Consider the following 9,554-nt stretch of genomic DNA (forward strand, 5'->3'; position numbering starts at 1 on the left):
GCCGAACAGGCAGCGACCGAACGAGCGAACCTGAAACCCCATCAACCCGCTCTGACCAGCTGACCAGCACCTCCCACACACCGGGGGAACCTCAATCCAGGACGCCGGGAAGCGCCGCCTCGCCGCCGGGCACTCACGCCGGCCCCGCTCCCCGCAGAGACGGATCGGCAACGCGGCCGCCCGCCGCGATGCCCGCGCCCTGTCCCGGATGCGGCACTCGAACGCCTGGCTGTGGTGACGGCATCCGGGCATCGTCCGCCGAGTCGACCGCACCTGGTGCGCCGCACCTTGTCTCCGACCAGCTCGGGCCACCCCTTGTCCAGGTTCGGCAGACCCCTTGACCGGGTTCGGCTCCACCCCTTGACCACGTGAGCGCCCGGCACGTTTCTCCTTGACACAGCAGGTTGCGACCGCCGATCAGGGCCTGGCCAAGGGGGTGTGTGATAGGGCCCCGCCAACGTGGAAGCGCACCTGGTGCGGTGCGGTGCGCCCTTCGGGTGGAGTCCACCCAGTGGACTCCACTCCGGTGCGCTGGACGACGGTGGGCTCCACCGTGGGGCGCACCGCGGTGGTGCGCCGCAGCACCCGGCACGGCTCCCGGTGGTGCGGCGGCGCGCATCGCGTTGGCGCGGTGCGGTGGTGCGGTGCGGTGGTGCGGTGGAACCCACGGCGATGGTGCGGGTGGTGCGCCGGGAACGCGCGCCGGACCGCACCACCGTCCTGGTGCGGCTACGCGGTGGTGCGGTGCGCTGGGTGCTCCTTCATCGCCTGCCGTATCCCTGCGGCTTCCAGCTGGCGCAGGACGTCGGCGACGTCGCCGTGGTTGTCGGTGAGGATCGTCTCGGTGAAGCGGACGATGGTCTGGGCGATGCCCGGCGAGAAGGCGAGGCAGGCGCCGTCGGCGTGGCTCACGGTGTCGAGCAGCACCTGTCCGAGTGCCGCGGCGAGGAAGGCGTGCGTGCACGGCTCCCCGTCGTGGTCGTCCACGGCGGTGACGGGGATAACGATGTGGGCGAGGACCTCCAGGAGCAACTGGCGCAGCTCCGCGCCGTCGCAGAGATCGGCGACCCTCCCGGCGGTGTCGACGTCGCCGGCCTGCCACGCCCGTATGTAGGCGAAGGCGCCGGTGACGTCGTCCAGCTCCATCGGGGCGAGCGGCGTGGTGAAGGTGTTCTCGGGCATGACAGCTCCTCAGGTGCGGGCCGCCCCGCTGATCGCGGCGGCGGGCAAGCCAGTGCGCGGGGTGGCTTGCCCAGGCTCCCCTTGGGCTTGCCCGCCGTGCGTCGCGGTCAGCCGCGGCGGCGGGCGGCGGAAGAGGCCATGGCTGGGGCGGGCTGTCGTCGATGGGTGGCGGCGCGGCGACCTGGGGGCTGGCGGCCTGTGCGCGGGCGAGGTGCGGCCCGCGGGCGCGGCTGGAAAGCTGGCGGGCCGTCCTGACATGGCTGGACTGGCAGCGGACACTCGCCGAACGCGCCATCAGCGCCTTGGAGGCCGAGCTGGCCGCGGAAGCCGCCCGACGTCCCCCGCCCCCGCCCCCGCAGTGGAAGCTGGAGTCCCTACGCACGGGGTCGGGGCCGCAGAGGCTGTTCGTCCACATCGGGGACTGCGCCATGGGCCGTGGGAAGCCGATCAGCCGTGAGGAAGCCCGGCGCACCCTCACCGAAGGCATCGATCCCTGGCCGTACTGCAGCCCGGAGAACCTGCTCGGCATGACCAGCTGACCGACCTCTCAAGACCGGCTAGAGGGTGGGTACGGTGGTTGTACGGGGTGCGGCTCTGGCCAGCAGGGCCGCGACGGGGGCCGCACCCCGACAGCATCACCTCCAGCACACAGGGCCCCGCGCATAGGGCGCTGACGTCCTCTTCGTCCGCCCGGACTTCACCGGCCCGGGCCCTCTGAGCCAGCGCGCGTCATCGGTCCGCGCGGCCGCGTGGACCGTGTGGATCTTCCAAGGACTTGGGAGTGGCCCATGAAGCTGGGGCGGGGCGCGGGGGGATGAGGTCGGGGACCGGGAGGAGCGGCGGCTGGAGGAGGGGGCGTTCGTCGCCGGTCAGTGGGCACGCGGTGAACCCGGCGGCCTGGAAGTCGTTGGCCGGCGTGAAGGTGATCAGGGTGGCGACGGGCAGGGCGGCGGCTCGCTCGATGACCCGCAGGAACTCGTCCGCCCACTCGACGAGGCGGCCGTCCCGCCCGGAGCGCTGCGCGCCGGGCGCGAGAGGGAGGACCAGGCCGTTGGTGACGCCGGTGACCTGGAGGTGAAGGCTGTCGTCGGCGGGGGTGACGGCGGTGATCTTGTCGGCGCGGATCCGGGTGAGGCCGACGCGCACCCAGAGCCGCGAACGCCCGGCGCTCACCATGTCCGGGCCGGTCGGTCAGCGGCCATCCGACGGCCAGCGGGAGAATCCATACAGGTCACGATCCCAGGGACAGGCTCGCGAGGAAGGCGGTTCGGGAGAACCTCGGGCAGGGGTACATGTACCGGTATGGCTCGTGAACGGATCCGGTGGCCCGTCGTCGTGGACCGCGCGCGGGAGATTGTGGACGGGTACGGACCGCTGAAGGTGACCTTGAGACAGGTCATGTACCGCTTGGCCGCCGAGGGCGTGCTGCCGCACACGCCGCCCAGGCCCGCCGCGAGGGCCGCTTCCCCGACCTGATCGAAACCGTCCGCGAAGTGCACGTCCCGCCGGCCTGGCCGAGCGCGGACGCCTTCGTGCGGGAGATGCCCGACTGGTTCCGCCTGGACCGGACTGAGGGCCAGGGGCAGGCTCTGTACGTCGCGGCGGAGAAGGACACCCTTCGGCAGCAGCTGACTGGCTGGCTCGACTTCGCGGGCATCCCCGTCCCCATCGTCCGCGGCTTCAGCTCCCAGTCCTACGCTGACGTCGTCCGCGACCGCGTCGCCCACGAACACCGCGAAGCCCACCTTGCGGTGGTCTTTCTCTTGGGCTTCGAAGAGTGTGGTGTGACGCTGCACTAGGTGTGTGAGCTGGGGTTTTCTCTAGCATCTCTGGGGCTGTCGTGATCGTTGCGACACGTTGCACATAGAGATGGAGGAGACCCGTGAGGGCCTTTCCTGTTCAACTTCCGTCCGGCGTCCAGTATCGGACCGTGCTGGACGACGACCTGGCCGTAGTCCCGGAGGCCGACGCGTTCCTTCGGCACGTGCGATTCGGCAAGGACCAAGCCGAGCTGACGACCCGTACGTACGCCGGGCACATCGCGCTGTACCTGCGCTGGTGCATACGGACCGGCCGCGACTGGCGGGTGGCGGCCGAGGAATTTGGGCTGTTCGTCGTCTGGCTCAAGTTCGGTACGAAGCAGGTCACGGGCATCGACCGCCCGCCGGGGACCGGGCTGGTGTACCCGGGGCCGGGGGCGGAGCGGGCACGGGAGCCAGCCCGGATCCAGAACGTCCTCACCGGGGTGCGTCAGTTCCTGCTGTACGGCATCACGACGAAGGCGGTGCCCGCGCACGTGATGGCCCAGCTGTATGAGGTGGCGGAGAACTGGGACCTGCCGGAGCAGGCCCGTGGGGAGGTGGTGACCGGCTACCGGATGCGCCCGCGGCACCGGGTGCAGGTCCCGCGGAAGAAGGGCGAGCGGGCCACCGACCGGGAGATCGTTGCCCTGTTCCTCGCCTGCCACAACGCCCGGGACCGGTTCATCGTGTTGCTGCTGGGCCGGGCGGGGCTACGCCCGGGAGGCGCGGCCGGCCTGCGGCGCGAGGACATGCACTTCATGCCCGACTCGACGGCGCTGGGCTGCACAAAGCAGGGCTCCCACCTGCACACGCTGCGGCGGGACAACCCGAACGGGGCCTGGGCGAAGAGGCAGCCGACCGCGGCACCGGGCCGGTGGAAGCCCGTCGACCACCTGGTGGTGCTCGCCTACGACCAGTACGTGCTGGAGCGGATGGCGCTGCCGCACGGACCGGAGAGCGACTTCGTGCTGGTGAACCTGTTCGCCGAGCCACTGGGCGCCCCGATGACCACGTACAGCCTCGGCGAGCTGCTCGGACGGCTGTCGAAGCGCGCCGGGCTGAGCAGGAGGATCACGCCGCGGATGCTGCGGCGCGCGGCCGGCAGCAACGTCGCGGACGCGGGCGGCGGCTAGGACGAGATCGCCGCACTGCTAGACCACGCACGGCTCTCCAGCGCGGAACCGTACCTGACACCGGCCCCGGACCGGCTGCGGGACGCGGTGGACGCGGTGCCCTCGCCGCGCGAACTCACCGGCGGTGCCCGATGACGTTCCTGCTCACGCCGATCGTCACCGCTCCGGCCCCGGCGCCGCATGCCTCCGATGCCGAGCTGACGGCCTTTCTGTGGTCACTGATCAATGAGGACTTCCTGACCGAGGCCGGCTGGAACGCCGAGCGCCGTGTACTGGAACCGCCGATCGGACATCCCACCCTGGGCGGGCGGCGGTGCCCGGTGCCCGGGTGCATATCCCCGGTAAAGGGCCTCAAGCTCTGCGCCACCTGCAACACCCGCCACCGCGCCTCCGCACTGCCCTACGAGGACTTCGTCCGGGTTCCGCGGACCGCACCGTACATGCACCTGCCAGTGGGCGACTGCCGCGTCACCGACTGCGAGCGGCCGTGGACCGACTCGGGCACGCGACCGGTATGCCGGTCGCACTGGTGGCAGCTGCAAAAGCACGGCGGCACGCTTGAGGAGTTCCTCACCGATCCCGCCATCAAGGGACTGCCCGGCCTGGGGGACTGCGCGGTCCGCGCCTGCAACCGACGGGCGATCAGCGCCGGCGAGACCCGGCTATGCCATGCGCACGAGAAGCGGCTCTGGACGCTGCGCAAGGATCCTGGATTCGATGAGGAGATGTGGCTGCGGACCGCGCCGTCCAGCGGGTTCGCCGCCGAGGTCAGCTTCCGGGGCCTGCCCGACCTCGTCGTCGCCCAGCTGCTGTTCGGACTCCAGCACCGCTGCCACAGAGGTGCCCGCACAGAGATTGGCAACTTCCGGGCCCTGATCGACCGGACCATCCGTCCCTCGGGCGCCACACGGCTGGAGGACGTCCCGGACCCGGCCGCGAACAGCGAGGCGCTCATCTTGCTGAACCGTACCCGCATCTACGCGATCCGGGCCGTGAAGAGCCCCGAGGGTGAGTACACCAAGGACGAGTGGGACCTGGTGGCGTTCGGGCACCGGGGCTCGCTCGTCTTCACCGCGATCCACCAGCCCTGGCTGCGGGAGAGCGCCAGGCGCTGGGCGCGCGACTACCTCTCCAAGGTCCGCTCCAAGAGCGCTTCCTCGCACGCGCAACAACATCTCCACGGCCTGGCCAAGCTCTCGGACACCCTGCGAGCACGGCCCGACCGCGGCATGGACAAGGCCGCGCTCGCTCGCGCCGACATCGAGAACTTCCTGAACAGGATGTCGTTCCTCGAAGCCAACGGACAGATGACCACCCGCACACGCATCGCTTACGTCAGCAAGGCCCGCAACGTGCTCCGCGAGGGACGGGCCATGGGACTTACCCGCCCGAACGGGCCGCTGGCCGGGCTGCCGGACGACTTCGTCATCACCCGCCACGACGTCCCCAAGACGCCGGAGCCCTCGGAGGAAGGCCAGGACCTCCCCGCCGAGGTGATGCGCCAGCTCTGCGCCCACCTGGACTCCTTCGAAGCGATGACCTGCTACGAGCTACGGCTGAGCGTCGAACTCCTCATGGACACCGGCCGCCGCCCGGAGGAGATCTGTCGCCTGGATCTGGGGTGCCTGACCCGGGACAGCCAGGGCAAGCCGGTCCTGCTCTACAACAACTGGAAGGAACAGCGCATTGGGCGTCAGCTCCCCATCCACGAGCCGACCGCCAAGCTGATCATCGCCCAGCAGGAACGCGTACGGGAACGCTTCCCCGACCGGCCGCAGTCGCAGCTGGTCCTGCTGCCCTCGCAGAACCTCAACCTGCGCGGGGACCGGTCGATCGACGCCAACCACCTGTCCGGCATGCACCGCGAGTGGGTCGAGACCCTGCCCGACTTCGTCCTCGACGACGGCACCGTCTTCGACAAGGAGAAGATCTTCCCCTACGCCTACCGGCACTCCTTCGCCCAGCGTCACGCGGACTCGGGCGTCCCCATCGACGTCCTGGCCGAACTCATGGACCACGACAGCTTCGAAACCACGAGAGGCTACTACCGGGTCAAGGAAGTGCGCCTGCGCGAGGCCGTCGAGCGCGTCACACAGATGCAGTTCGACCGCCACGGCTCCCGTATCTGGGGCGCGGTCACCAGCGTCCTGGACGCCGAACGCACCCGCCGGGCCGTCGGCGCGGTCGTCGTCCCCTTCGGCACCTGCTCCGAGCCCTCCAACGTCGCCGCCGGCGGCGGAGCCTGCCCCCTGCGGTTCCGGTGCGTGGGCTGCGACCACTTCTCCACCGACGTCTCCTACCTCCCCGACCTGCGCACCTACCTCGACGACCTGCTGCGCCAGCGGGAGAAGCTGCGATCGATGGCCGAGGCCGAGGACTGGGCCCGCGCCGAGGCCATGCCGTCCGACACCGAGATCACCCGCCTCCGCCGCCTGATCCAACGCGTCACCGAAGACATCGACACCCTCACCGACGCCGAACGCGCGGAGATCCAGCAGGCCGCCCAGGCCGTCCGCCAAATGCGGCAGACCTTCCTCGGCATGCCCCGCATCCGCCAGCCCCTGCCCGACCTCCGACCGGAGCGACCCGCATGACCGCACCCGACCCCACCGTCCAGGCGATGATCGAAGGCCGCCGGGCCGACACCAGCCGGCGCCGCCAGCGCGTACTGGCCGCCCTGGCCCAGGCCGCCAAAGACGGCTCCGAGACCAGCGTCACCGCGATCGCCCGCCGCGCCGGCGTCGACCGCACCTTCCTCTACCGCCACCGCGACCTGCTCGGTCATGTCCACGCCCAGGCCGCCGAACCGCCCACCGTCTCCGGCGGCCGCGGTCCGGCCGTCAGCCGGGCATCCCTCCAGGCAGACCTGCTCGCCGCCGATGCCCGCACCGCCCGGCTCGCGTCCCAGGTCCGCCGCCTCGAAGCACGTCTCAGCCAGGCTCTGGGTGAGGAGGTATGGCGGGAGTCCGGCATCGGCGGAGGCGACTACACAGAGCAACTCAAGGTACGGATCACCACCCTTGAGCAGCAGGTCGTCGACCTGGAACTCAAACTCCAGGACCAGGGGGACGACCTCACCGCTGCTCGCGCGGCCAACCGCGAACTGATGGCCCAGATGAACCGCCACAGCGAAAGACCGCTTCCCACGTAGCTTCTGAACGCGCGTCCCCCGGCATCACCGGCGCCGGGGGACGCTTAATCTCCGGCCGCGCGCTGTCAGAGGGTTCCTACTTAGCCGCGCGTTCCACGGCGATCAGATGATCAACGACGTTCAGGAGCCCTTCGGGGCCCTGAGCCGTTCCAAGATCCGCACGGTACTTCCCGTTCACGACCATCGAGGGAACGCCCGTGACCTCGTACTTCTTCGCCAGCTCCTTGGCTTTGTTGACCTGGCCCTTGATGGCGAAGGAGTTGAACGTGGCCAGGTACTTGTCCTTGTCGATGCCCTGGGTGCCGAGGAAGTCGGCCTGGTCCTGGGGGTCGGTGAGCCGCTTGCGCTGGTTCTGCACCGCGTCGAAGAGGGCGGCATGAACCGTGTGCTCGGCCCCCATGGCTTCCAGGGCGAGGAACATCTGCCCGTGGGCGTCCCAGGGCCCTCCGAACATCGCGGGGACCCTCTTGAAGTTCACGTCCGCCGGGAGCTTCTCCGCCCACGGGTTCACCGTCGGCTCGAAGTGGTAGGTGTGCGGGTCGCCGTACCAGAACAGCTGCACAGCTTCGATCTTGCCCGGGACACTCACGGGGACCGGGTTGGAGATCTCGATGTACTCCGTGCCTGCGACCGGCTCAGTCATGACCGACTCCATCCATCACGCTATGTGAACGCGCATCCCACTGACGCGCCTAGCGATCATGGCGTCATCGCCCCCGGTCGTACGTGACCCTCACCGAAAATGACCGGATCGGGTGGCGAGCAAGGCCCTGTGGCGTGAAGAGCACGCCGCCCGTCTCACTCCCCGAGCGGGCCGGTCCCAAGACCCGTGCACCACACCTGTTGCATCGGCTACAGTGCTCGCGACCGCTCCTGAGCTGGGGAAACTCCACCCGAACACTCGCGAAGCCCCAGAGAAACGCCGGCGACTTCGACTGCTCGGGCGAGGACATCGAGCGGGACTGGGTGGCGCGCACGGGGTGCTGGAACTCGGTGACCCGGGTGCTGCTCACCTACGAGCAGGTCCGCGCGTACGGCCTCCCGGCGACCGAGGGCAAGAGCGGCGACCCACGGTGGCCGGCCTTCGCCCGCCGGTACGGCTTCGACCCGGCCCGCCCCGTCCAGTGGGAGGTCGAAGCCCTGGAACCGGCTGAGTTGCAGCGCCTGGTCATTCCGGGGACGATCGCGGCCAGGCGGGCGCCTTCGGCCAGGAGCTGGGCGAGGTAGACGAGATGGCGTTGCCAGTCGACGGTCCACCCGTGTGTCCCCGGGTTCCAGTCGGCGTCGATCGCGTCGAGCGCCTCGATCCGCCGCTGCGCGCGGACGGGGTCCTTGCCGAGTCCGCCGGGCCGGCGCACGTTCGTCAGCCACTGCCCGACTGCCCGGTGGGGCGGTCTGGATGGCCGCGAGGCGTTCGCCCCGGAGTCGTTCCTCCTATCGGTCGGGTCCGTAGAGCGGCTTCGGGGTGACTACGGGGTCGACGAGCTCGGTGACGACGACCTGGTACGGGTGGTTTTCGTCCCATTGGCAAGGGCAGGATCCGGGTGGTACATCCGTGGACAAAGAAGGGCACAGCGATGGCGACCGGCACGGTGAAGTGGTTCAACCAGGAGAAGGGGTTCGGGTTCATCACCCCCGACGACGGGGGCGCGGACCTCTTCGCCCACTACTCGGCGATCAACGCCAACGGGTTCCGGACCTTGGAGGAGAACTCGAAGGTGAGCTTCGAGGTCACACAGGGTCCCAAGGGGCCGCAGGCCTCGAACATCAGCATCGACTGAGACCGTCCTGCCCGCCGAGCAACGGCAGGGATCCCCGCTCCGCTGCCAGCCGCCCGCGGAGCGGGCTGGTCCTGGAGGCGGAGCCGGAAAGAGTCCCGGAACAGGGATGTAAAGCAGACCTGCCCAACAGGTCGAGGACCCAGACCCTGTGAAACGGGGTCACCTTCCCACGCGCAGCGGACTCTGGGCAGTCAGGAGCGGAGCGCCGGACCCCGGCCTGAAGGCCGGCCACAACTCGAAGCGGTCCGGTTCCGTGCGTGGTCGAGGAGTGCTGAGTTGCTGTCAGGTAGGGCTCGTTTGAGGGGACTGTTTGAAGTTTTTAGCCCAGCGTGGTCTCGTTTTGTCTCTTTGGGTGTCTTTTGTGTCGAAGTCATCGTTTGTTGGGGCATGAAGACGACTCAGCGTTTGTTTGAGGTTCCCCCGAGATGCGGGAAGTGGTGGCAGGGGGTCAGATGGGTCTCGTGAGAGGAACCCGGACGATGTCCGCACCGAGGAAGTATCCGTT

10 protein-coding genes and 1 pseudogene are annotated in these 9,554 nt (G+C 69.6%); 8 read left to right on the top strand and 3 right to left on the bottom strand.

Features of this window, described 5'->3' with window-relative positions:
• Positions 1-729: 729 nt before the first annotated feature.
• A complete protein-coding gene (locus ACIQWR_RS41080) occupies positions 730-1,182 on the bottom strand; it encodes a hypothetical protein (RefSeq protein WP_404021181.1) in 453 nt (150 codons plus the stop codon).
• 161 nt (positions 1,183-1,343) lie between these two features.
• Between ACIQWR_RS41080 and ACIQWR_RS41085 the strand changes: the two genes are divergently transcribed.
• Positions 1,344-1,721 (top strand): DUF6233 domain-containing protein, encoded by a 378-nt coding sequence (locus ACIQWR_RS41085; RefSeq protein WP_404021184.1) that lies wholly within the window; start codon positions 1,344-1,346, stop codon positions 1,719-1,721.
• A 190-nt stretch (positions 1,722-1,911) separates the two neighbouring features.
• Here ACIQWR_RS41085 and ACIQWR_RS41090 read toward each other — a convergent pair whose 3' ends face one another.
• Positions 1,912-2,358, bottom strand: a complete 447-nt coding sequence (locus tag ACIQWR_RS41090; protein ID WP_404021187.1) for a hypothetical protein — start codon at positions 2,356-2,358, stop codon at positions 1,912-1,914.
• A 126-nt stretch (positions 2,359-2,484) separates the two neighbouring features.
• On the opposite strand from ACIQWR_RS41090, the gene ACIQWR_RS41095 reads away from it, so the two are divergent.
• The 5 genes from ACIQWR_RS41095 (at position 2,485) to ACIQWR_RS41115 (ending at position 7,268) form a co-directional block, all read left to right on the top strand.
• Positions 2,485-2,658 carry a hypothetical protein gene (locus ACIQWR_RS41095; protein ID WP_404021189.1) on the top strand — a complete coding sequence of 58 codons (174 nt, stop codon included), beginning with the start codon at positions 2,485-2,487 and terminating at the stop codon, positions 2,656-2,658.
• A gap of 17 nt (positions 2,659-2,675) precedes the next feature.
• The gene (locus ACIQWR_RS41100; RefSeq protein ID WP_404021192.1) at positions 2,676-2,981 is read left to right on the top strand and encodes a hypothetical protein; all 306 of its coding nucleotides are present in this window, start codon (positions 2,676-2,678) and stop codon (positions 2,979-2,981) included.
• A 131-nt stretch (positions 2,982-3,112) separates the two neighbouring features.
• Positions 3,113-4,117, top strand: coding sequence for a tyrosine-type recombinase/integrase (locus ACIQWR_RS41105; RefSeq protein WP_404021195.1), 1,005 nt, complete (start codon positions 3,113-3,115; stop codon positions 4,115-4,117).
• 131 nt (positions 4,118-4,248) lie between these two features.
• The gene (locus tag ACIQWR_RS41110) at positions 4,249-6,711 is read left to right on the top strand and encodes a tyrosine-type recombinase/integrase (protein WP_404021198.1); all 2,463 of its coding nucleotides are present in this window, start codon (positions 4,249-4,251) and stop codon (positions 6,709-6,711) included.
• A complete protein-coding gene (locus ACIQWR_RS41115; protein WP_404021200.1) occupies positions 6,708-7,268 on the top strand; it encodes a hypothetical protein in 561 nt (186 codons plus the stop codon). The genes ACIQWR_RS41110 and ACIQWR_RS41115 overlap by 4 nt, the downstream gene beginning before the upstream one ends.
• Positions 7,269-7,344: 76 nt before the next feature.
• Here ACIQWR_RS41115 and ACIQWR_RS41120 read toward each other — a convergent pair.
• Positions 7,345-7,905: pseudogene (locus ACIQWR_RS41120) on the bottom strand (thiol:disulfide interchange protein DsbA/DsbL); the annotation flags it as partial.
• A 206-nt stretch (positions 7,906-8,111) separates the two neighbouring features.
• Here ACIQWR_RS41120 and ACIQWR_RS41125 point away from each other — a divergent pair.
• Positions 8,112-8,495, top strand: coding sequence for a hypothetical protein (locus ACIQWR_RS41125; protein WP_404021203.1), 384 nt, complete (start codon positions 8,112-8,114; stop codon positions 8,493-8,495).
• A 350-nt stretch (positions 8,496-8,845) separates the two neighbouring features.
• Positions 8,846-9,049, top strand: coding sequence for a cold-shock protein (locus ACIQWR_RS41130; protein WP_404021206.1), 204 nt, complete (start codon positions 8,846-8,848; stop codon positions 9,047-9,049).
• Positions 9,050-9,554 lie beyond the last annotated feature (505 nt).

This window comes from Streptomyces sp. NPDC098789 (assembly GCF_044759975.1).
Lineage (GTDB): Bacteria > Actinomycetota > Actinomycetes > Streptomycetales > Streptomycetaceae > Streptomyces.